This is a genomic window from Microlunatus sp. GCM10028923, from assembly GCF_042666975.1.
Taxonomy (GTDB): Bacteria; Actinomycetota; Actinomycetes; order Propionibacteriales; family Propionibacteriaceae; genus Microlunatus.
The window spans coordinates 1-21,034 of sequence record NZ_JBHTFF010000001.1 but is presented as its reverse complement, the minus strand read 5'-3'; the positions used below and the strand labels follow the sequence as shown (position 1 = coordinate 21,034).

Genomic DNA, 21,034 nt, shown 5'->3' with positions numbered 1-21,034 from the left:
GATTATCCCTTCACCGCGCCCTCGACCAGGCCACGGATGATCCACTTCTGAGCCAGCAGCGCCAAGATCAACACCGGCACCGCGGTGATCACTCCGGCGGTCGCCGCCGACGTGTAGTCCATCGCGAACAGCCCCTGGAACGCCGCGGTCCGGACCGGCAGCGTCACCGCCTTGCTGGTGGTCAGCACCTTGGCCAGGAAGAAGTCGCTCCAGCTGGTAATGAAGGCCAGGATCGCGGTCGCGGCCATCCCCGGCGCCGCCAGCGGTACGGCGATCCGGGTCATCACCTGGAGCCGGTTGCAGCCGTCGATCCGCGCCGCCCGTTCCAGGCTGGGCGGCAGGTCGGCGAAGAAGCCGACCATCATCCAGACCACCAGCGGCAGGATGAACGCCGTGTAGGTGATGATCAACCCGATCAGCTGGTCGTACGCCCCGAAGGCCCGGAGCAGGATGAACAGCGGTACGGCGAGCACGATCACCGGGATCGCCTGCACGGTCAGCATGCCGAGCAGCAGCGCCTGCCGGCCGCGGAACCGGGCCCGGGCCAGCACGTAGGCGCAGGCCGAGCCGAGCGTCATCGTGATCACCGTGGTGGCGATCCCGACGATCGCCGAGTTCGCCATCGGCACCAGGAACGATCCGTCGGCCAGCAGTCGCTGATAGGCGCCCAGCGTGAGCTGGTCGATCGCGAATCCCCCGCCCTGCAACGACTCCGGCGGGAAGAGGCTGTACACCACCATCCAGCAGAAGGGTGCCAACAGATAGATCAACAACAGGGCGACCAGCGCCCGGTGCACGATCGTGCCGGCCAGCCGCCGCCGGTCCCGGCGCCCGCGCCCTGAGCCCGTCGGAGCGCTCATGATCGACTCCCCTCACCGCGCTGCCGGAAGATCAGGATCCAGACCAGCGTCACCACGATCACCAGCACCATCGTGAGGACGGCCATCGCCGCTCCGTAACCCCGGTCGAGGAAGCTGAACGAGGTCAGGTAGGCGAGGAAGTTGATCGTCGTGGTGCCTTCGGCCGGACCGCCGGATCCGCCGGTCAGCACGAAGATCGTGTCGAACACCTTGAGCGACCACATCGACTGCACCACCAGCGCGAACAGGATCGGGCCGCGCAGGTTGGGCAGCGTGATGCGGGTGAACCGCTGCCACGGGCCGGCGCCGTCGATCACCGCCGCCTTGTAGATGTTGGCCGGGATCCCCTGCAGCCCGGCCAGCATCAGCAGGCAGAGGAACGGCAGCAGCTTCCACAGCTCGGCGAAGATCAACACGTTCATGGTCAGTCCCGGATCGGCCAGCCACTGCACCCGCTCCGGCACCAGGCCGAGCCGGAGCAGGATCGTGTTGGCGATGCCGCCCGGTCCGTCGAAGATCAACTTCCAGATGATCCCGTTGACCACCGGCGGCACGGCCCAGGGCACCAGCAACAGCACCCGGGCCACGGTCCGGCCGCGGAACTCCCGGTTCAGCAGCACCGCGATCGCGACAGCAAGGGCGACCCCGCCGAGCACCGTGAAGACGGAGAAATACAGCGTTCGGCCCAGCGCGGCGAGGAACTGGCCGTCCGTGGCCAGCTCCACGTAGTTGCCCAAGGCCACGAACGGGCGGGCCCCGGCGATCTTGTCGTTCCACTGGAAGCCCGACATGTAGAGGGCGTATCCCATCGGGTAACCGAGCAGCGCCACCACGATCGCGACCGCGGGCAGCGCCATCAGCACTCCGAACCGTACGTCCCGGATCCGGCGGACATCCGTCCTGTTGGCCACGCTCATGATCACCCTCCTACCGCGGCAGGTATTTCGTCACCAGCTCCTTGGTGCCGGTGACCGCGGAGTCCAGCGCCTCCTTGGCCGTGATCTTGGCGTTCATCGCCTGGTTCAGCTGCACCGACAACAGCTGGTCCAGTTCGCTCGACCACGGTGTCCCGTAGCGCTTCGAGGCGTACTTGGTCGTCTCCTGATACGTGGTCAGCACCGGCAGGGCCTTGACGCTCGCCGGGTCGGTCAGCACCGACTCCGACACCGGGAACCAGCCCTCCTCGGCGACGATCTCGCGCTGCACCTCGCCGGACGCGACGAACTGCAGGAAGGCCAGCGCCGCCTCCTTGTTCTTGGAGAACTTGTTGATCGCCAGTCCCTCGGCCCCGTCGATCGTCGCCGACCGGACGCTGATCCCGGGGATCAGTCCGTTGCCGACGGTGGCCGCGTCCAGGGACGACTTCTCACCGGTGGCGGTCGCCCACTGGAACGGCCAGTTGAACACGGTCGCGACCCCGCCGCGGGCGAACAGGTCGGCCAGATCGGCGGAATGACTGATCTGCAGCGACGACGGATCCATCACCTTGTGCAGCTGCAGCAGCTCGACCAGCCGGGTCAGTGCTTCGACGCCGGCCTCGCTGTTGAAGATCGGCTGATAGTCGGCGTCGTACATCTCGCCGCCGTTGAGCAGCAGCATCCGGAGGAAGTTCTGGTACGCGCCGGACGCGTTGCCGAGGTCACACGCGTAGCCGTAACGATCATCGGTGGTCAGCTTCTTCGCCGCGGCCACGAAGGAGTCCCAGTTCTCCGGCGCGGCGTCCGGATCGAGGCCGGCATCGGCGAACGCGGTCTTGTTCCAGAACATGGTCTGCACGCTGCCGAACTTGGGCAGGCCGTAGACTTTGTCCTGCCAGCTCACCGCATCCAGGGCGGGCTTGATCAAGTCCCCGGGCACGGCGGCCGGATCCAACTCCTGCAGCCAGCCGGCCTGGCCGAACTCGGCCGACCAGCCGGCCCAGGTCATGATCACGTCGACGCTGCTGTCCTGGGCCGCGAACAGGGTCGTGTAACGATCATGGAGATCGTTGAAGTTGCCCTGGCTGTAGGACGCGACCTTGATCCCGCTGGCCTTCTCGAAGGCGGCGACGATCGAGGTCTTGAACAGGGCATTGGCGTTGTCGTCGACGATCGTGAGCTGGCCGGTGGGCTGCGTGCCCGGCTTCAGCGGGGCGTCCGCGCCGGCGGGGGCTCCGGTGCCGGCGTCGTTGGCGCTGACGCAGCCGCCGAAGGTAAGTCCACCCACCGTCGCGGCGCCGAGCCCCAGCACCGATCGGCGAGTCAGCGGTCGACGATCCTGTGCTGCTCGACGAGAGAATCCTGAAACGCTGTGCATGGCTGCTCCTTCTCGGAGTTGATCAGATGTCGTGCGGAAGGCCGCTCTCCAGGCTGGCGTGGACGGCTTCGATCGAGGCTGTGATCAGCCGGCCCGTCCGTACGTCGGGGACGTCGCGGTCCTCGTCGTGCAGCAGGGCGATGAAGTCGTTGATCATGTCCACGCTGAGACCGCGCAGCTCGCCGTAGTGCTGGTGATTGCCGAGCTGCACCCACTGGCCGGCGGTGCCGTCGTAGCGGGTCAGGCCGCTGTCGGAGATGTTCAGCCGATAGCTCGCCCGTTCGGCATTGAGCTCGTACCGGAAATCGAAGACGGCCGGCATCGAGGTGGGCAGCACCCACTGCGAATGGAGCGCGGTGATCGACCCGTCGGCCATCGTGAAGGTTGCGCTGATCGCATCCCAGGTGTCGATGCCGAGGCCTGGCAGCACCCGCTTCACGCCGCGGGCGAACACGCTCACCGGCCGGCTGCCGGACAGCCAGCAGGCAAGATCAAGACTGTGCGGCATCAGGAACCAGGCCGGTGAACTCCGGGCCGCCCAGGACAGCATCGAGGTCGGCACGAAGATCGTGTCGTTCAGATTGATCACCTGGTTGATCACCGTTCCGGCCTCGCCGGCGGCCAGCTGCCGCCGGACCTCGGCGAAACGTGGATTCCACCGGTTCTCGAAGGCGATCATGATCTTCGCACCCCGCGCCTCGGCGGCGGCGACGATCGCGTCGGCGTCGGCGGCCGAGGTGGCCAGCGGCTTCTCGATCATGAGATCGAGCCCCTGGTCGAGGCACCGTACGGCGGCGTCGCGATGGGCGAAATCGGGCGTCGCGATCACCGCCGCGGTCAGGTCCGGATGCGCCGACAGCAACGCCTCCAGATCCGGGTACGTCGGGACGCCGAGCTCGGCGCCGACGCGCTCCCGTACCCCGGGGTCGGGGTCACAGAGCGCCACCAGGTCGGCCTGTCGGTGCTGCTGGATCGCGGCACCGAACACCGATCCGCGGATCCCACCTCCCACGACACCGAGCCGTGGCCGGCTGGCTTCTGACATGCGCTCCACCTCGATCCAGTAGGTTTGTTGTAGAACCATACATACTTCGAGTAGGACCGTCGAGACCCTTGGGTGAAGCTCTTGTTACGGTCACGGCGAAGGTTGCGCTGCAAGGAGGTCTGGATGGCGGTGACCGGCTCGGGTGGTCGCGCGGGGCTACTCAGTCCCGCGGCGATCGGGCGGACCAATCGTTCCCGCGTGCTGGAGCTGCTCCATCGCGACGGCCCCGCCTCCCGGGCCCAGCTCGCCCGGGCCCTCGGCGTCAACCGGGCCACGATCACCTCGATCCTGACCCCCTTGATCGACAACGGGACCCTGGTCGAGGGCGCGTCGGTCGCCGCCTCCCCCGCCGGCGGCAAACCCGCCCGGCCGGTCTGGTTCCGGCCCGACGGCCCGGAACTCGGCTCGATGCGGATCGCACCGCACGCGATCATCGGCGCCCGGCTCGGCGTGGACGGCACCATCCGGCACCAGGTCGAGCGGCCGATCGACGCGAGCCGCCCGCTGGCCGAGATCGAGCAAACGATCTTCGACGTCGCGCACGAATGCTTCGACGACGCCAGCCTGCTCGGCGTCGGCATCGCGGCCTCCGGCACGATCAACACGGCCAGCGGTTCGATCATCTCGCTCCAGCTGGCTCCGGTACTGAACCACTACCCCGCGACCGAACGGCTGGGCCGCGAGCTGGGGGTCCCGGTCTACATCGATCACCATCCGCGGGTGCAGGCGCTCGGCGACAAGTGGTTCGGCCACGGCCGCGGGCTGGCCAGCTTCGCCTCCGTCTACACCGGCGAGGCGCTCGGCTTCGGCCTCGTCTACGACCACGAGATCGTCCGCGGCGAGCAGGGTGCCGGCGGCGAGTACGGCCACACCGTCGTCGACCTGCACGGCCTACCGTGCCCGTGCGGGCGGATCGGCTGCTGGGAGACGATCGCCACCCTCAACTGGCTCCGCGCCGAGGCCGAACGGCGCGGGCTGCCGGAGCCGACCATGATCGACTGCGGCCGGCTCACCGCGCTGGCCGACCAAGATCATCCCGAAGCCGCGGACCTGCTCCAGCTCTACGCCCAGAACCTCGCGGTCGGGCTGGCCAACAACGAACAGATGATCGCCTCCGGCCGCTACCTGATGCACGGCGACGTGTGCGCCGGCGGGACCCGGATGCGAGAACTACTGGAGCGCTGGCTGGTCGTCTACAGCCCGGACCGGGACGGCGTCACGCCGACCGTGATCATGGCCGACCCGACCGAACGGATGACCCTGCTCGGCGGCGGCGCGCTCGCCCTGTCCGCCGCCTTCGCCACGATCCTCTGACGCGACAGCTACGGCCAGCGGGCGCCGAGGGAGATCATGCCGACGGCGGCCAGGATCGCGAAGGCCAGGCCGAAGCCGGCATAGCGTTCGGTGACCTCCTGCTCCACCTTCTCGGTGCCGACGGAGGTGCCGATGTCGGCGTAGACCTCCTTCAGCTGGCCGGCCGATCGGGCCTCGTACGCTTCGCCGCCGGTGATCTTGGCGATCCGTTGCAGCTCGGCCAGGTCGACCGGCACCCGTTCGATCCGGCCGCCGATCTCGATCGTCCCGGTCTGGGTGCCGTACGCGATCGTGTAGATCGGCACCTTCTGCGCCTTCGCCTGCTCGGCCGCGGTCGCCGAGGACCGGCCCAGCTGCGTCTTGCCGTCACTCAGCAGCACGATCCGGGCCGGCACCGGGGCCTTCGGGTCGTCCGGATCGGGCGGCACCTGGGTCAGCGCGGCCAGCGAGGTGTAGATGCCCTCGCCGATCGCCGTGCCCTGGTCGGGCTGCAGGTCGCGGATCGCCGCCGTGACGATGTCCCGGTCGGTGGTCGGCGGGACCAGCGTGGAGGCCGTACCGGCGAAGGACACCAGGGACACGTTGAACTTGGCCGGCAGCGAGTTCACGAAGTCGGCCGCGGCGACCTTGGCGGCGTCGAACCGGTTCGGCTGGACGTCCTCGGCGAGCATGGACAGCGAGATGTCGATCGCGACGACGATCGTGGCCCGCTGCCGCGGCACCGCGACCTCGTCCTTCGGCTTCGCGAACGCCACCGTCAGCGTGGCCAGGCTGAGCACGGCCAGCCCGACCGCGAGGTGCCGCAGCCAGGTCCGTTCCTTGGGGATGACGAAGTCGAACATGCTGCGCCCGGAGGTGTTGCTGCGCTGCTTCTTCCGCCAGATCAGCAGCAGGTAGACGCCGACCAGCGCCGGCACCAGCAGCAACAGCAGCAGCCGGAGCGGCTCCATGAAGGCGATCATCGGAATCATCATCACGGCCATTTTGCCCCCAACGAGATCGCGCCCAGCGCAGCGAGCACGGCGAACAGCAGGCCGTAGCCGGCGAACCGGGCGGTCAGCTCGACCGTCGAGTCCTGGTAGCCGACCTCGGAGCCGATGTTCTCGTACACCTGCTTCAGCTGGTCGGCGGTCGCGGCCTTGAAGTACTCGCCTTGGGTGTCCTGGGCGATCTCTTGCATCAACGCATGGTCGACCGGAACGGGTTCCCGCTTGCCGTCCAGGTCGACATAACCGTTCTCGGTGCCGTACGCGATCGTGTAGACCGGCACCTTGGCCTCGGCCGCCGCAGCCGACGCCTGCTTCGGCGCCCGGCCCGCCGTGTTCGTACCGTCGCTGAGCAGGACGATCGCTCCCGGCGCGACGTTCTCCGGATTGTCCGGATCCTTCGGCGCCTGCCGCAGCGCCCGCATCGAGGTCGCGATCGCCTCGCCGATCGCGGTCGACTCGGCCAGCTGGATGCCGTTGATCGCGTTCTCGACCGTGTTGTGGTCCAGCGTCGGCGGCACCAGGATCGACGCCGAGCCGGCGAACGCGACGACCGAGACGTTGTACTTGTCGGGCAACTGTTCGATGAACTCGTTGGCCGCCTTCTTGGCCGCGTCCAACCGGGTCGGCTGTACGTCGACGGCCTGCATCGACAGCGACGAGTCGAGGGCGATCACGACGGTCGCCCGCTCCCGCGGCACCGGCACCTTGTTGCTCGGCCGGGCCCAGGCCACGGTCAGCGTGACCAGGCTCAGGATCGACAGCGCGACCGCGAGGTGCCGCCGCCACTGCGACTGCTTCGGGATCACCGCCTCCAGCATGGAGGTGTTGGTGAACCGCATCCCGCGCCGGTTCTTCCGCAGCATCGCGAAGATGTAGCCGACGATCAGCAGCGGGATGACGAGCAGCACGAACAGCCGGTCCGGCGAGAGGAAGGTCAGGTCCTTCAGCCAGTCGATGAAGTTCATTTGGCCACTCCCTGCGGTGGCGCGTGCAACATGCTGGCCACCCGACGGTACGCCAGCACGAACCTGGCGATGTCCTGCACCCAGTCTCTGTCGGTACGCAACTGGATGTGACCCACGCCGGCCCGGCGCAGCGCGATCCGGATCCGTTCCCGCTGCGCGGAGCTGGCCGCGTCCATCCGGGCCCGCGCGTCGGAGTCACCCGTGTTGACGTACCGCTCGAAGTCGGTCTCCGGGTCCCGGATCAGCATGTCGCCGACGTCGGGGAACTCGACCTCGCGCTTGTCCACCACCTCGATGGCGAGCACCTGGTTGCGGACGGCGAGCCGGCGCATCGACCGTTCCCACTCCGGCTCGATGTTCGGATCGAGCTCATGATCACCCGGGGTCAGGAAGTCGGACACGACGACCCGCAGGCCGCGCCGCCGCTGGGTCCGGGACAGCTGCTCCACCGACGCGGCCAGGGACATCGGGCCGTGGGCGTGGTCGGGCACGAACGGCTCGGTCAGCATCCGGCGCAGCAGTCCGTACAGGGCGGACCGGCCGGACCGGGCCGGCAGCCGGCGCAGGGTCTCCGGCCGCATGATGTAGCCACCGAACCGGTCACCCATCTTCTGGCTCAGGAAGCCGATGGTGGCGACCGCGGCGATGCCGAGATCGCGCTTCGTGACGCCCTCGGTGCCCCAGTTCATCGACGGCGTCACGTCCAGCAGCGCCCACACCTCGAGCTCGCGGTCGGCCATCGTGTCGCGGACGTGCGGCACCGTGGTGCGGGCGGTCACCGCCCAGTCGATCTTGCGGACGTCGTCCTCGCCCGCGATGTAGACCCGGGCGTCGTTGGCGTCGGTTCCGGGGCCCGGCAGCAGGCCCAGATGATCACCTTGCAGGTAGCCCTCGAGCCGCCGCACGATCGCCAGCTCGAGCCGGCGCAGCGCGGCCTCGGGAGCGAGCTTGTTGAGCGGGATGGTCGGCCGGGTGGGCATACCGAGGACCGAGGACAGTGCCCCGTGCTCGGCCGCCTGGCCAGGGCTCGGCTCGGCGAACTCGACCGGCTGGCCGCCGGGCGGCGGCAGGTGTACTGCCGGCGACGGCATGGCCGGTGGTCCCGACGGCGGCGGGAAGGCGGGAGCCCCCGAGGGTGGTGGGAATTGCGACAACGGCTGGGCCCTCAGCTCTCCTAGTGGAAGTCCGGCTGCGGCGCCTGCTGGTGGTTCGGCGAACCCTGCTGCTGGTTGTTGTTCCAGACCGGGGTCGGCGGCGGCACCATGGCGACGATCCGCTCGACCACCTGGGCCGGGTTGATGTTGTCGGCGACCGCGTCGAAGCCCAGCACCAGGCGGTGCGACATGACGTCCTTGGCGACCGACTGGACATCGGTCGGCAGTACGTAGTCGCGGCCGTGGATCAGGGCCAGCGCGCGGGAGGCGGCGACCAGGCCGAGCGTCGCGCGCGGGCTGCAGCCGATCTGGATCACCGAGGTGAGGTCCGGCATGTTGAACTCGGCCGGGGTCCGGGTGGCCAGCACCAGCCGGACGATGTACTCGGCGACCAGGTTGTGGACGAAGACGTCCTCGGCCCGCCGCTGCAGGTCGCGGACCAGGTCCGGGTTGAGCACCGGGTTCGAGCTCGGCGGATCGACGCTCATCCGGCGCAGGATCTCGAACTCCTCGTTGCCCCGCGGGTAGGGCACGTCCACCTTGAGCAGGAACCGGTCGCGCTGCGCTTCCGGCAGCGGGTAGACGCCCTCGGACTCGACCGGGTTCTGGGTCGCGATCACGATGAACGGCTTCGGCGCCGGGTGGGTCTTGCCGCCGATCGACACCTGCCGCTCGGCCATCAGCTCCAGCATCGCGGACTGCACCTTGGCCGGCGCGCGGTTGATCTCGTCGGCCAGCACGAAGTTGACGAAGACCGGGCCGAGCTCGACGTCGAAGCCTTCCTGGCTCGCCTTGTAGATCCGGGTGCCGACGATGTCGGACGGGACCAGGTCCGGGGTGAACTGGATCCGGGCGAACTCGCCGCCGACCACGGTCGCGAAGCTCCGTACCGCCAGCGTCTTGGCCACACCGGGCACGCCCTCGAGCAGGATGTGTCCCTTGGCCAGGAGCCCGACCATCAACTGCTCGACCATGTGTTCCTGGCCGACGATGACCCGCTGCACCTGGGAGATCGCCTCGCCGAGCAGCTGGGCCACTCGCTGATTGGCGCCCTGGGTCTGCTGGCCCTGTGTCGCGCTGCTCACTCAGTCTCCTCGTCGTTCTTCGCCTGCCGCGCGGAACCGACCGGGTCCGTCGTGCGGCTGGCCCGCTTGCCCCACGAACCTACCGGTGCCCCCGGCGCCACGTCATTCTCGCAGACGTGGTTTGGCACCGGAGCAGCCTGCGGCGCGGGCCGATGCCGACGCGGCAGCGCCATTCCACCATCGCAGCGGCCCACCTTCAGGGCCTCCCACCGTACAAAGGCGCAGACCCGGATTCACGCGGCGGGGATCGATTCACAGGCTCCGCACAGCGCGGGTCCGCCACGGTCCCGGTCGGCGCGCTGCGATGCCCCGGGATGTGGTGAGATGGGTGGCGATGTCCACACCCGAACCGCCGCCGGGGCAGCCGGAGTACGTCCCGGTCCATCCGCTGCTGCCCGACGATCCGCCCAAGATCGGCGGCTTCTGGCTCGACGCGCGGCTGACCGCCGCCCCGTCCGGCGTGGTCTACACCGGTCACGGGGACTCGCCGACCGGCGGAGTTCCGGTGATGATCGTGCTGCTGTCCGAGGGCGCCGCCGGCGATGCCGCGGCCCGGGACCGGTTCGCCGGCGTGGTCAACGCCATGCACATCGACACGGTGCTGGCGCGCGGCGGCGAGGGCCAGGACTCCGGCCGACTCGGCCGCCGCTACCAGCCCGACGAGAACGACCCGGTGACCCCGGACGGGCAGCCGGCCGCACCGTGGGCCGCGCTCGCCTACGACGGCTCACCGGCCGCCGCCGCGGAGGCGCAGCGGGTGCTGGACCAGGTGACGCTGGCCACCCTGCCGATGCAGGGGCAGCCGTCCGGTCCGGACTACCGGCTCTACTGGATCGACCGGATCAAGCCGGGGCTGGCCCGGCTCTGGCCGCTGCCCTGGCCGGGTCGCTACGACCGGGCCGGCTGGGTGAGCATCCTGATCTCCTGGCTGCTGATGATGTTGCTGGCCGCGCTGGCCGTGCTGATCGCGATCTTGATCTTCCGGAACCAGCCGCCGCAGTCGCCGCCGCCGCCGGTCCCGCCGACAGCGAGTCCGCCACCGTCCGGTTCGCCGCCGCCGTCCTCGGGTTCGCCGCCGCCGTCGTCCGGCTCGCCGCCGCCCTCCTCGGGTTCGCCGTCCCCGTCCTCGGGTTCGCCGTCCCCGTCGTCCGGTTCGCCGTCGCCCTCGTCCGGCTCACCGTCGCCCTCCGAGGGTTCGCCGTCGCCGACCGAGGGGTCGCCCAGCCAGACGCCGTCCATGTCGGGGTCTCCGTCGCCGGGTCAGACCGGTGGTCCGACGCCGTCCGAATCCGGGGCCGGTACGCCCTCGCCGCGGTCCAGGCTGTAGCGCGATGACGAATCTGGAACCCGGCCGGCGGCCGGGCAGCACGGGCGGGACGCGGGACACGGTGGCTCCGCCGGCCATGATCGTTTCCGATCTCGACGGGACGTTCCTGTCCCCCGACGGCACGGTGTCCACGATCAACGCGGACGCCGTCGTCGCGGCCCAGCGGGCCGGCATCCCGGTGATCTTCGCGACCGGCCGGCCGATCCGGTGGCTCGACGTGATCAGCGACCTGCCGGGCATCCATCCGATGGTGATCGCCAGCAACGGCGCCGTCCTGTACGACGTCACGGAACGGCGGATCGTCCGGTCCCACACGATCGAAGGATCGCTGGCCCTGCAGGCGATCCGAGTGCTCCGCGATGCGTTGCCGGGCTCCCGGTTCGCGTTCGAGGCCGGTCAGAACTTCGGCTACGAACCCGGCTACCTGCTCACCGACGACGCCGTCGAGGATCCCGCGGTGACGGTCGGCCCGGCCGACGAACTGGCCGTCGGTGGTGATCATGTGAAGGTACTGTTGCGGCATCCGTCCAAGAGTTCCGACGAACTGGCGGTCGCGGCCACCGAGCTGGTCGGCGATCTGCTCACCGTGACCCACTCCTCGACGCCCGGCTCCCGCCTGATCGAGATCAGCCGGCTCGGCGTCAGCAAGGCCTCGATGCTGGCCGAGGTCTGCACCGACCTGGCCATCCCGCTGTCCGACGTCGCCGCGTTCGGCGACATGCCGAACGATCTTGATCTGCTGACGACGGTCGGGCGTCCGCACGCGATGCGCAACGCCCACCCGCTGCTGCTCGACCTGGACCTCACCGTGGTGCCGAGCAACGAGGAGTCCGGCGTCGGCCGGACGATCAGCGGCTGGCTGGAGTGAGCCACCCGCTCCTGCTCCGCCGGGTACGCCTGGTCGGGTCGGCGGCGGACCCGACCGATCTGGTGATCACCGACGGCCGGGTCGGCGGTGATCCCGCCGGTGCCGAGGTGGTCGACCTCGACGGCCGGTTCCTGTTGCGGGGCTTGTGGGATCACCACGTCCATTTCGATCACTGGGCGGCCGCCCGGCGCCGGCTCGACCTGACCGGGACGGACTCGGCGGCCGCCACCGCCGCGCTGGTCGCCGACCGTGCCGCGAGCGCGCCGGCCATGATCATCGGGTACGGCTTCCGGGATGCCGCCTGGCCGGATCCGCCGACGCTGGCCGGGCTGGACCGGGCGGCACCGGAGCCGGTCGTGGTGCTGGCCTCGAACGACCTGCACTGTGTCTGGCTGAACTCGGCCGCCTTCCGCCGGTACGGTCTCGAGCCGACACCGGACGGCCTGGTCCGGGAGACCCCGGCGTTCGCCGTGCTGCAGCAGGTCCGGGACGGCGACGAGGAACGTTCCGACGGCCAGGTCGCGGAGGCGGCCCGGGCGGCGGCGGCCCGCGGCGTGGTCGGGATCGTCGAGCTGGAGCTGCAGGACAACCTCGCCGCCTGGTCCCGCCGGGTCGCGGCCGGCATCCGGTCACTCCGGGTCGAGTGCGGCGTCTATCCCCCGCAGCTCGCCGACGCGGCCAGACTCGGCCTACGCACCGGCCAGCCGCTGCCCGACGGCGACGGGCTGCTCACCCTCGGCCCGTTCAAGATCATGTCCGACGGGTCGCTGAACACCCGCACGGCCGCCTGCTGGGACCGCTACCCCGAGCCGGCCGATGATCATGATCACGGCCTGCTGCAGTACGACCTCGCGACCCTGACCGCCATGATCACCGAGGCCGGTGCGGCCGGGCTGGACAGCGCGGTGCACGCGATCGGCGACCGGGCGAATTCCGTGGCCCTGGACGCCTTCCGGGCCGCCGGGCGCCGCGGCCGGATCGAGCACGCCCAGCTGATCCGCGACGAGGATCTGCCCCGGTTCGCCGAGCTGGGCGTGATCGCCGGCGTGCAGCCCGATCACCTGATCACCGACCGGGCGGTCGCCGATCACCACTGGTCCGGCCGGACCGGGCGGGCGTTCCCGTTCGCGAGCCTGCTGGCGGCCGGGGCCACGCTGCGGTTCGGTTCGGACGCCCCGGTGTCGCCGCTCGACCCGTGGATCACCATCGCCGCCGCCGTGCACCGTACCGCCGGAGCGGAGCCGCCGTGGCACCCGGAGCAGCGAATCGGCGTCACCGAGGCCCTGAACGCCTCGACGGACGGCCGGGCCTTCGTCCGGCCCGGCGACCCGGCGGATCTGGTGATCACCGAGCTGGATCCGCTGACCGCCAATGCCGAGCAACTCCGTGCGATGCCGGTGTACGGCACCCTGCTCGGCGGCGACTGGACCTATCGGGCGAGCTGACCGACCTCGACCAGCCGGTGGCCGGTGCCGAGCCGGCGAGCCACCTCGGCGATCCCCTGCTCGAAACCGGAGCTGGTCGCCTCCCGGAAGCCGACGAAGAACCGGTTCGCCAGCGGAACGCCCCAGCGCAGCCACCGGGCGACGTTGTAGACCCGGTGGATGATCATGGTCCCGGTGCCGGCGACCTCGGCCGACCACTCCCCGCGGTACCACCAGCCGCCCTGATGGGCCGCCGTGTAGCCGTCGGTCTCCGTCGCCGCGAGACTGTCCCGGAGCAGCGGCCAGACCTGGTCGACCGGGGCGTCGACCAGGCCGGCGACCTCGACCAGCAGTTTCCGTTCAGCCACGGGGATCCGACACCCTCGTGTTCTGGAACGAGGCGAACCGCCAGCCCTCCGACGTGTCCACCGCGGTCAGGCTGATCACCGAGTCGCGGGTCGGGTCGGGCTTGCCGTCGAAGGACGACGAGCCGCCGGCGATGATCAACATCGCACCGTCGGCCAGTGACCTGATGTCCGCCTCGCCGGCGTACGGCTCGAGCTTGATCGGCATCCGGAACAGCTCCCGGTGGCCCTCCTCGATCGCCGCCCGGCCGCGCATCCGCAGCCCGAAGAACGTGATGTAGTCGGCGTCCTCGGTGAACAGCTCGGCGTAGCCGGCGGCGTCGCCCGCGTTCCAGGTGTCGGTCAGGCGGTGCAGCAGCTGGTGCACGGGCTCGGTGGAGTTGATCATGGTGTCCTCTTCCCTGGTTGGGTTTCGTCGGGTTCGCGCAGCACGTCGTCGAGGAGGTCGAGCCGGACGGTTCCGGACCAGTCGAGGTCGCCGCCTTCGATCCGGTCCAGCACGGTGCCGATCCAGTCCAGCTCGGCCTGCTGCACCGCGCGCTCGTACTCGAGCTCGAGCAGCACCACGTCCGGCAGGCCCTCGCCGCGGAGCGCGGTGAGTTGTTCGGCCAACCCGGTGACCGTGCCGGTGATCGTCGCCGCCCTGGTCCGCAACGCCTGCCGGGCCGTCGTCGCGGGCAGGCAGCCGAGCAGCGACACCGCCGCGACGAACGTCCGCCGGTCCAGCTCCGGAACCTCGATCAAGGTCCGCAGCCGGCCGGCCAGGTGGCCGCGACCCTCGTCGGTGATCCGGTAGACGGTCCGCTCCGGGCGCCGCCCGTCCCGGACCGTCTCGGCCGGCTCGATCAGTTCGTCCCGGGTCAGCCGCTCCACCGCGTGGTACAGGCTGCGCGGCAACCCGGTCACGTAGTCCTTGTGGGTCGCCACGATGAACCGCTGCAGCTCGTACGGGTGACTGTCCCGCACCGAGAGCATCGCCAGCACCGTGAGCCCGACCAGATCAGCGCCGCGCGCCATGAACCCCTCCTCCTGATTAGTGCAAAACGCACTATAGCAGTGCGCGCCAATGCACGTCGGGAGGAATTCGGGCATCGGTCTTCTCGGGGCGGATCAGGTGAGGACGACTTTGCCCACGGTGCGGCGCTGTTCCAGGTCGGTGTGGGCGCGGGCCGCCTCGGCCAATGGGTACGGGCTCACCAGCGGATGCCACTCGTCGCGGGCGGCGCGGCGCAACGCCTCCTCCACGTACGGGCGCAGGGCGCTCGGCCCGGTGCCCGGCCGGAAGCCGAAGCCCCAGGACGCGGTGAGGCTGCGGGCCACGAGTTCGTCGCTGCTGAACCGGGTCGGTTCGCCGGCCGAGTAGCCGAACATGATCATCCGGCCGCCCGGCGCGAGCAGGTCGAACGCGGCCCGGCCGACCGCGCCGCCGACGCCGTCGAGCACGACCGTCGGCGGCTTCCGTACCGACTCCGCCCAGTCCGGCCGCTGGTAGTCGACCAGTTCGTCCGGCGCCAGCGCGCGCAGCCGGTCCAGCTTCTCCGGACCGCCCGCCGCAGCGATCACGGCAGCCCCGGCCGAGCGCGCGGCCTGGACCAGCAGCCAGCCGATCCCGCCCGCGGCGGCCGGGATCAGCACCGTGTCCTCCGGCCCGAGCGCCGCCTTGCCGAGGACGCCGACCGTGGTCCGGCCGGTGCCCACCAGGGCCACCGCCTCGGCCGCCGGCACCGTTCCACCGAGGGCGTCGAGGTCGTACAGCAGGTCGGGCGAGGTCACCGCCTGCTCGGCGTACCCGCCGGGCACCAGGCCGAGATGGGCCACCACCCGGCGGCCGAGCCAGACCGGATCGACCGCCGCGCCGACCCGGTCCACCCGGCCCGCCACCTCCCGGCCGGGGATGGTCGGCAGCTCCGGCGGCGGCATCGGGCCGCCCGTCTCGCCCCGCCGCAGCACCGTGTCGAGCAGGTGGACGCCGCTCGCCTCGACGGCCACCCGGACCTGGTCGGGCGCCGGTTCGAGGTCGGGCAGGTCGTCCAGGACGAGTTGCTCCGGCGCACCGAAGGCATGAAGTCTGATCGCTCTCATGCCCACCACGGTGCGACCTGAAGTGAGGTTGAGGTCAACGGTGTTCCCGGTCACGCGGACCGCGGCGGCCGCCGACCGTCCTCACGGGCCGCGCTGCCAACTGGTTAGATCGAACCCATGGGTCCGTCCACGCGTAGATCTGCGACGCCGACGTCGAGCGCGACGAGTTCCAGCCGCCGGCGCGGCCGCTGGGCCAACCCGTTCACGGACTCGGAGCCTGGTCCGCCGCTGACTCCGCGCCGGCTGCTGGCCGGGTTCCTGATCAGCCTGCCGGCGATCCTGATCGGGCTCTACGTCGGCTCGACCACGTTCCGCGGCGGAACGCTCTTCCCGTGGGATCCGGTGATGGTGGACCTCGAGGTCTACCGGCTGGCCGGGCGCACGCTGCTGGACGGCGGCGACCCCTATCACCTGCCCGGATCGCTGCCGTTCCTCTACCCGCCGATCGCCGCCCTGCTCGCGGTCCCGATGGCGTTGCTGCCGCTGGCCCTGGTCGAGGTGGTCTGGACGGTCGGCGGTGTGCTCGCCGTACTGGCCGTGCTGCATCGCTTCGGCCTGAGCGGGATGCGGTTGTCGCTGATCGGCGCGGCGACGATCTTCGTCACCGAGCCGGTGAACCAGACCCTGAGCTTCGGCCAGGTCGGCATCTTCCTGGTCGCCCTGGTCGTGCTCGACCTGGTGCCCGGACCGCGGATCCTGCCCGGCCGCCGGCTGCTGCCGCCCGGTGTGCTGACCGGGCTGGCGGCCGCCGTCAAGCTCACCCCGGCGATCTTCTGGCTGATGTTGCTCGGCGCCGGCCGGCGCGGGCTGGATCCGGAGCGGCGGGCCGGCCTGGTCAGCATCGCCACGGCGGCGGCGCTCACCCTGGCCGCGGCGGCCATCGCCCCCGCCACCTCGCTGGACTTCTGGGGCCGACTGGCGCACGGCGACACCGGGCTCGGCAACAGCTTCGTCTACTTCACCAACCAGTCCGTGATGGCCGACGTGGTCCGGGTGCTCGGCATCGGCCGCGGCAGTCAGCTGGCCGCGCTCGCCGCCTGCGCCGTCGTCGCCCTGCTCGGCGCCTGGGTCGGCCTGCTCTGGCACCGCCGCGGGATGACCGGGTTCGCGGTGTCGCTGTGCGGGCTGGCCGGGCTGCTCGCCTCGCCGGTCTCCTGGAGTCACCACTTCGTCTGGGTGGTGCCGATCGCGCTCTGTCTGGCCGGTCCGCTGCTGCCCCGGCAGGTCGGCCGAGTGCGCGGGCTGCCGCGGTGGTTCCAGATCCTCGGCTGGGTCTTCGTCGGCTGGGTCGTCATCGCTCCGTACAAGCAACTGCCGGGTGGGGCCGACCTCGAACTCAGCTGGTCGCCGCTGCAGAACCTGATCGCCTCGACGACCGCACTGCTCGGCTTGGTGATCTTGATCACGGCCGCGATCCTGATCTTGCGACCGGGCGAACGGCGACCGACGGCCGGGTGACCGCTCGGCGAATCGTTCGCGGCCGACAGGTATCGTACGAACGATGACCGCCGAGCCGACGAGCCCTTCGACCGCCGCCGACGATCACCGGATCTCTCACCGGCTGTGGTTCCTGGATCGCCGTACTGCCTGGTATCTGGGGGCTTTGCTGATCCCCCTCGCCGGGTACGGAATCGTCCTCAAGATCATCAGGATCGCCGACCGCGGCGAGCTGCCCGGACCCATCGCACTGCTCGACCAGCTGAGCTCGGATCTGTTGTTCGGTGCGGGTTTCGGGCTGGCCTGGATGGTGATCTTCGCCACCCTTGGCCGGCTGCGCTACGGCCGGCCGGTCGCCGTCGGCGCCCTGCACCTGTCCGCGATCATCGTCGCCGCGGTGACCACGGCCTTCCACGTCTACTACCTGCGCACGGGATCCCCGCTGACGCTGAAGCGGCTCACGTCGGCGGTCGACTCGGCCGGCGAGATCTCCGGCCTGGTCGCCGCCGAGCTGCAGCCGGCGATCGTGATCTTGCTCCTGTCCGCCGTCGGGTACGTGATCGCCGGGCCGGCCCTGCTGCTCCGGGTGTTCGCCCGCCGGGCCGCGGATCGGCGTGCTGCCGGTCGTGGCGCTGCCGGTCGTGGCACCGGAGCCCGCCGGCCGCCGCTGGCGGCGGCGCTGCTCACCCTGGGGCTGCTGGCCGGCGCGGTCTGGAGCGGGCCCTCCTCGCCGAGCTACTTCTCCCGGGCGCCGGTGCTCGCGGTCGGGCTCAGCGGCCTCGACGACCGAGCCGCAACCCGCCCGGTCGATCTGCCGGAACCGGACACGATCACGCCGCCGGTCGACACCCGGCTGGTGGCGGGTTCGAAGACCCAGCGGCGCAACGTGGTGATCATCACGCTGGAGTCGCAGCGGGCGATCTCGACCGCCCCGTACTCCGCGGATCCGTCCGTCACGCCGAATCTCGCCGCGCTGGCCGAGTCGAGCCTGGTCGCCGAGCAGGCGTACGCCGTGATGCCGCACACCTCCAAGTCGCTGACCGCGACGTACTGCGGGATCGAGCCGCCGTTCGACACCCGGAACAGCGAGTCGGGCCTCGAGGAGCCGGACGGGCGTGGGGTCGCCGCGCGTTGCCTGCCGGAGCTGCTGTCCGAGCAGGGCTACCGGACCGGCTTCTTCCAGTCCGCGACCGAGACCTACGACCAGCGCCGCGAAGTGATCACGAACCAGTTCGGCTTCGAGGACTTCGCCGGCACCGAGGACCTGCCGACCGACGGCTTCTCGACGGCCAACTACTTCGGCTACGAGGACGACGTGATGCTGGAGCCGAGCCGCGAGTGGATCGAGCGGGACAAGAGCCTGCCGTTCCTGCTCGGCTACCTGACCGTCACCGCCCACCACGACTACGCGATGCCGGACGGGTTCGAGACCGAGCAGCTCGCCGACGATCCGGAGCTGAACGACTACCTGAACGGGCTGCGCTACCAGGATCGCTTTGTGGGCAAGGTGATCCAGCAGTTCAAGGATCTCGGGCTCTACGACGACACGATCTTCGTGATCACCGGTGATCATGGTGAGGGCTTCGGCGAGCACAAGCTGCGCCAGCACGACAACACGATCTATCAGGAGGGCGTCCAGGTCCCGCTGATCGTGCACGACCCGCAGCGGTTCGGCGGCGGCGAACGGGTCGCGACGCCGGTCCAGCACCCGGCGATCCTGCCGACCGTCACCGACCTGCTCGGCTACACGATCACCGGCGGCAGCTACCGGTCGGCGTCGCTGCTCAGCCGGGCCGCACGGCCGCCGGTCATGATCAGCTGCTTCGAGGAGGCTCGGTGCCTGGCCCGGATCGAGGGCTCGCTCAAGTACATCCACCACTACGGCTACCGGCCGGACGAGGTGTTCGACCTGGCCACGGATCCCGGCGAGACCAGGAATCTGGCCGAGACGATCCCCGCCGACGACCTGGCCCGGTACCGGGCCGAAGTCCTGCAGTGGCGGCGGCAGGTGGACCGGACGTACGACGACTACCGCAACCCTCCCCCGCCGCAACCGCGCTGACCTGCGGCCCCTGAGCCGACGTTCGCCGGACCCGCGGAAGGGGATCCGGAACGGGTCCGCGCGTGCCATGATCATGGGATGACGGACTCCGCACCCTCAGAACCGGGCGGCTCGGCGGATCCGGGCGGCCGGGCGGCCCGGGTCTTCGGCGGGATCGAGACCAATGCCCTGAATCCGATCGCCGAGGCCGAGCGGACCGGACGCCCGCGCGGACTGTTCTGGCCCTGGTTCGGCGCCAACGTGTCCGTATTCGGGATCAGCTACGGCGCGTTCGTGCTCGGCTTCGGCATCTCGGCCGGACAGGCGATCGCCGTCGGCGTGATCGGCATCGTCGTCTCGTTCGCCCTCTGCGGGATCATCTCGCTGGCCGGCAAGCGCGGCTCGGCGCCGACGATGGTGCTGACCCGGGCCGCGTTCGGCGTCCGCGGCGGTCGGTTGCCGGCCGTGATCTCCTGGCTGCTCACGGTCGGCTGGGAGACCGCGCTGACGTCGCTCGCCGTACTGGCGACGTCGGCCGTGTTCACCGCGCTCGGCTGGCACGGCGGCACCTCGACCAAGATCGTCGCCCTGATCGTGGTGGCGGCGTTGATCTTCGTCAGCGGCGTGTTCGGGTTCACGATGATCATGCGACTGCAGGTCGTGATCACCGTCGTCACCGGCGTGCTGACCGTGGTCTACGCCGTCCTGGTGCTGGGCCACGTCGACCTCGCCGCCGTCGGCTCGCTGCCGCCCGGCGCCGTGCCGCAGGTGATCGGCGGGCTGGTCTTCATGATGACCGGTTTCGGGCTCGGCTGGGTCAACGTCGCCGCGGACTACTCCCGCTATCTGCCCCGTTCGGCGAACAGTGCCGCGGTGGTCGGCTGGACCACCTTCGGCGCGGCGCTGGCCCCCGTACTGCTGTTGATCTTCGGCGTGCTGCTGGCCGGCTCGTCGCCCGCGCTCAGCGAGGGGATCGCCGGCGACCCGATCGGCGCCCTGACCACCCTGCTGCCGACCTGGTTCCTGATCCCGTTCGCGATCGTCGCCGTGCTGGGGCTGGTCGGCGGCGCGGTGCTGGACATCTACTCGTCCGGGCTGGCCCTGCTCAGCGCCGGGCTGAAGGCACCGCGCTGGGTCGCCGCCGGGATCGACGGCATCCTGATGATCATCGGCTCGATCTACATCGTCTTCGTCGCCAGCGACTTCCTCGGCCCGTTCCAGGGCTTCCTGATCACGCTGGGCGTACCGGTGGCGGTCTGGTGCGGCATCATGCTCGCCGACATCGCCCTGCGCCGCACCGACTACACCGAGGACGACCTCTACCGGACCGACGGCCGCTACGGCGACGTCCGGCCGGTCCCGATCATCTTGATCATCGTAGGTACGGTGATCGGCTGGGGCCTGGTCACCAACGCCGCAGCCCCCTGGCTCGGCTGGCAGGGCTACCTGCTCGGCCCGATCGGTGGCCGCGAGGGCGACTGGGCCGGCGCCAACCTCGGCGTCGCCGCCGCGCTGATCATCGGCTTCGTCGGCTACCTGATCTTCGCTCGCCGCGCCGTCCGGATCCAGGAGGGTTCGACCAGCCGCTAGCGGTGCGCGCTGTCGCCAGAACTCCACAACTCGACCGCTGGAGTTGGATACGGCCTCCAAGTCACCGCTGGCGGAGTTTGACGACACCCCGCACCCCGCACCCCGCACCCCGCACCCCGCACCCCGCACCCCGCACCCCGCACCCCGCACCCCGCACCCCGCACCCCGCACCCCGCACCCCGCACCCCGCACC

General features: G+C 70.4%; 19 protein-coding genes. 7 read left to right on the top strand and 12 right to left on the bottom strand.

Annotated features, from left to right (window positions below):
• Positions 1-2 precede the first annotated feature (2 nt).
• The 4 genes from ACFQU4_RS00095 to ACFQU4_RS00080 form a co-directional block, all read right to left on the bottom strand.
• The gene (locus ACFQU4_RS00095) at positions 3-860 is read right to left on the bottom strand and encodes a carbohydrate ABC transporter permease (RefSeq protein WP_377485396.1); all 858 of its coding nucleotides are present in this window, start codon (positions 858-860) and stop codon (positions 3-5) included.
• Positions 857-1,777: a carbohydrate ABC transporter permease gene (locus ACFQU4_RS00090; protein ID WP_377485393.1), complete on the bottom strand. Its 921-nt coding sequence runs from the start codon at positions 1,775-1,777 to the stop codon at positions 857-859. The genes ACFQU4_RS00095 and ACFQU4_RS00090 overlap by 4 nt, the downstream gene beginning before the upstream one ends.
• Positions 1,778-1,787: 10 nt before the next feature.
• Positions 1,788-3,065: an extracellular solute-binding protein gene (locus tag ACFQU4_RS00085; protein WP_377485390.1), complete on the bottom strand. Its 1,278-nt coding sequence runs from the start codon at positions 3,063-3,065 to the stop codon at positions 1,788-1,790.
• Positions 3,066-3,177: 112 nt separating this feature from the next.
• Positions 3,178-4,200 carry a Gfo/Idh/MocA family protein gene (locus ACFQU4_RS00080; protein ID WP_377485387.1) on the bottom strand — a complete coding sequence of 341 codons (1,023 nt, stop codon included), beginning with the start codon at positions 4,198-4,200 and terminating at the stop codon, positions 3,178-3,180.
• A 123-nt stretch (positions 4,201-4,323) separates the two neighbouring features.
• On the opposite strand from ACFQU4_RS00080, the gene ACFQU4_RS00075 reads away from it, so the two are divergent.
• Positions 4,324-5,514, top strand: coding sequence for an ROK family protein (locus ACFQU4_RS00075; RefSeq protein WP_377485384.1), 1,191 nt, complete (start codon positions 4,324-4,326; stop codon positions 5,512-5,514).
• An 8-nt stretch (positions 5,515-5,522) separates the two neighbouring features.
• Here the strand turns inward: ACFQU4_RS00075 and ACFQU4_RS00070 are convergent, their stop codons facing one another.
• The 4 genes from ACFQU4_RS00070 to ACFQU4_RS00055 all read right to left on the bottom strand — a co-directional run bounded on the left by ACFQU4_RS00070 (position 5,523) and on the right by ACFQU4_RS00055 (position 9,707).
• Positions 5,523-6,491, bottom strand: a complete 969-nt coding sequence (locus ACFQU4_RS00070; RefSeq protein ID WP_377485381.1) for a VWA domain-containing protein — start codon at positions 6,489-6,491, stop codon at positions 5,523-5,525.
• Positions 6,488-7,468: a VWA domain-containing protein gene (locus tag ACFQU4_RS00065; RefSeq protein ID WP_377485378.1), complete on the bottom strand. Its 981-nt coding sequence runs from the start codon at positions 7,466-7,468 to the stop codon at positions 6,488-6,490. The genes ACFQU4_RS00070 and ACFQU4_RS00065 overlap by 4 nt, the downstream gene beginning before the upstream one ends.
• A complete protein-coding gene (locus ACFQU4_RS00060) occupies positions 7,465-8,448 on the bottom strand; it encodes a DUF58 domain-containing protein (RefSeq protein WP_377487312.1) in 984 nt (327 codons plus the stop codon). The genes ACFQU4_RS00065 and ACFQU4_RS00060 overlap by 4 nt, the downstream gene beginning before the upstream one ends.
• 194 nt (positions 8,449-8,642) lie before the next feature.
• On the bottom strand, positions 8,643-9,707 hold the full coding sequence (locus tag ACFQU4_RS00055) for an AAA family ATPase (RefSeq protein WP_377485375.1): 1,065 nt from the start codon (positions 9,705-9,707) through the stop codon (positions 8,643-8,645).
• Positions 9,708-10,041: 334 nt separating this feature from the next.
• On the opposite strand from ACFQU4_RS00055, the gene ACFQU4_RS00050 reads away from it, so the two are divergent.
• Genes ACFQU4_RS00050 through ACFQU4_RS00040 form a run of 3 tightly spaced genes read left to right on the top strand, consistent with a single transcriptional unit; the run spans position 10,042 to position 13,347 of the window.
• Entirely contained in the window at positions 10,042-11,034 is a 993-nt protein-coding gene (locus ACFQU4_RS00050; protein WP_377485372.1) for a hypothetical protein, read from the top strand.
• 4 nt (positions 11,035-11,038) lie between these two features.
• Complete coding sequence (locus ACFQU4_RS00045; protein ID WP_377485369.1) at positions 11,039-11,902, top strand: HAD hydrolase family protein; 864 nt, start codon at positions 11,039-11,041, stop codon at positions 11,900-11,902.
• The gene (locus ACFQU4_RS00040) at positions 11,899-13,347 is read left to right on the top strand and encodes an amidohydrolase (RefSeq protein WP_377485366.1); all 1,449 of its coding nucleotides are present in this window, start codon (positions 11,899-11,901) and stop codon (positions 13,345-13,347) included. The genes ACFQU4_RS00045 and ACFQU4_RS00040 overlap by 4 nt, the downstream gene beginning before the upstream one ends.
• Here ACFQU4_RS00040 and ACFQU4_RS00035 read toward each other — a convergent pair.
• The 4 genes from ACFQU4_RS00035 to ACFQU4_RS00020 all read right to left on the bottom strand — a co-directional run bounded on the left by ACFQU4_RS00035 (position 13,332) and on the right by ACFQU4_RS00020 (position 15,773).
• Positions 13,332-13,694, bottom strand: a complete 363-nt coding sequence (locus ACFQU4_RS00035; RefSeq protein WP_377485363.1) for a hypothetical protein — start codon at positions 13,692-13,694, stop codon at positions 13,332-13,334. The genes ACFQU4_RS00040 and ACFQU4_RS00035 overlap by 16 nt on opposite strands.
• Positions 13,687-14,079, bottom strand: coding sequence for an SgcJ/EcaC family oxidoreductase (locus ACFQU4_RS00030; RefSeq protein ID WP_377485361.1), 393 nt, complete (start codon positions 14,077-14,079; stop codon positions 13,687-13,689). The genes ACFQU4_RS00035 and ACFQU4_RS00030 overlap by 8 nt, the downstream gene beginning before the upstream one ends.
• Entirely contained in the window at positions 14,076-14,708 is a 633-nt protein-coding gene (locus tag ACFQU4_RS00025) for a PadR family transcriptional regulator (protein ID WP_377485357.1), read from the bottom strand. The genes ACFQU4_RS00030 and ACFQU4_RS00025 overlap by 4 nt, the downstream gene beginning before the upstream one ends.
• 93 nt (positions 14,709-14,801) lie before the next feature.
• Positions 14,802-15,773 (bottom strand): zinc-binding dehydrogenase, encoded by a 972-nt coding sequence (locus ACFQU4_RS00020; RefSeq protein WP_377485354.1) that lies wholly within the window; start codon positions 15,771-15,773, stop codon positions 14,802-14,804.
• Between the two features lie 117 nt (positions 15,774-15,890).
• Here ACFQU4_RS00020 and ACFQU4_RS00015 point away from each other — a divergent pair, with 117 nt between their 5' ends.
• From ACFQU4_RS00015 to ACFQU4_RS00005, 3 genes are all read left to right on the top strand, one after another.
• Positions 15,891-17,231, top strand: coding sequence for a glycosyltransferase 87 family protein (locus ACFQU4_RS00015; RefSeq protein ID WP_377485351.1), 1,341 nt, complete (start codon positions 15,891-15,893; stop codon positions 17,229-17,231).
• A 43-nt stretch (positions 17,232-17,274) separates the two neighbouring features.
• Positions 17,275-19,272 (top strand): LTA synthase family protein, encoded by a 1,998-nt coding sequence (locus ACFQU4_RS00010; RefSeq protein ID WP_377485348.1) that lies wholly within the window; start codon positions 17,275-17,277, stop codon positions 19,270-19,272.
• Positions 19,273-19,350: 78 nt separating this feature from the next.
• Entirely contained in the window at positions 19,351-20,841 is a 1,491-nt protein-coding gene (locus ACFQU4_RS00005; RefSeq protein ID WP_377485345.1) for a purine-cytosine permease family protein, read from the top strand.
• Positions 20,842-21,034 lie beyond the last annotated feature (193 nt).